This window comes from Micromonospora sp. KC207 (assembly GCF_004348615.1).
Lineage (GTDB): Bacteria > Actinomycetota > Actinomycetes > Mycobacteriales > Micromonosporaceae > Micromonospora.
This window is the reverse complement of record NZ_SMKJ01000582.1, coordinates 1-1,404: the sequence shown is the minus strand read 5'-3', so window position 1 is coordinate 1,404 and position 1,404 is coordinate 1. Positions and strand designations below refer to the sequence as shown.

Here is a 1,404-nt window from a genome sequence, read left to right as displayed (position 1 = left end):
GGGCTGTCTGGTGATCAGTGTGCACGATGCCGGGTCGATCGGTGAGGTGGGGCGGCTGGCCGCGTTCCGGCGTGAGTTCCACCGTTGTCTGACCGCTCGTGAGGATGCGTTGTTCGAGCTGGCCGACGCGCTGTTGTGCGGTGACGGGCCGGTGCGGTCGCTGGTGGAGTTGTCGCTGGTAGGTGAGCACCGCCGCGGTCACGGTTCGCTGTATGGGGCGTTGAACCGGGGCCGGATCGACGTCGAGCGGTTGCGGACCGCGGTGGCGGCGGTGCCGCTGCCGCGGGCCGCGGACGGGCGGGTCGTCCTGGCGGTGGACGTGACGTGCTGGCTGCGGCCGGAGGCGCATACCTGCCCGGAGCGGGTGCTGTGTCACACCTACGGGCGCGGCAAGGACAGCCACATCGGGGTTCCGGGCTGGCCGTACTCGTTCGTCACCGCCTTGGAGACCGGGCGCACCTCGTGGACCGCGCCGTTGGACGCCCGCCGGCTGGCACCCGGCGACGACGCCGCCACGGTCACCGCCGGCCAGGTGCGGGACGTGGTGCGACGGCTGATCGCAGCCCGACAGTGGCAGCCCGGTGATCCGGACATGTGGATCGTCGCGGACGCCGGCTACGACGGGCCCCGGCTGGCGTTCCTCCTCGCTGATCTACCCGTTCAGGTGTTGGTGCGGATGCGTTCCGACCGGGTGCTGCGCAGGCCCGCGCCACCCCGGCTGCCCGCCACCACCGGCCGCCCACGACGCCACGGCGGCGAGTTCATCTTCGGTGACCCGGCCAGCTGGGGCGACCCGGACGTGGCCACGACCACCGACACCCGCCTCTACGGCACCGCGACCGCGCGGGCCTGGCACCGGCTGCACCCCAGGCTGACCCACCGCACCGCCTGGACCGCCCAGCACGGCCCGCTGCCGATCATCGAAGGCACCGTGATCCGGCTGACCGTCGACCGACTGCCCTCCGGCGCCACCGCAAAGCCGGTCTGGCTCTGGTGGTCGCAGGCAACCGCCAGCGACGCCGAGGTCGACCTGCTCTGGCAGGCGTTCCTGCGCCGCTTCGACATCGAGCACACCTTCCGCATGCTCAAGCAAACCCTGGGCTGGACCAGCCCCAAGCTGCGCGACCCGCACGCCGCCGACCGCTGGACCTGGCTCGTGTTGGCCGCCTACACCCAGCTACGCCTCGCCCGTAGCGCCGCCGGTGACCTGCGCCGGCCCTGGGAACGCCCCGCACCACCCGAACGGCTCACCCCGGCCCGCGTCCGCCGCGCGTTTCGGCACCTACGCACCAAAGCCGGCTGCCCCGCCGCCGCACCGAAACCGAGCCGACCAGGCCCCGGACGACCACCCGGACACCCCAACCGCCACCGAGCCGCCCGCCACGACGTCCACATCGTCACAGC

General features: G+C 73.0%; 1 protein-coding gene. It reads left to right on the top strand.

Annotated elements, in window-relative coordinates; genetic code table 11:
- Positions 1 to 10: 10 nt before the first annotated feature.
- Positions 11 to 1,404: NF041680 family putative transposase (locus E1258_RS32630; RefSeq protein WP_132407831.1), on the top strand; the 1,394-nt coding region annotated here is incomplete at its 3' end.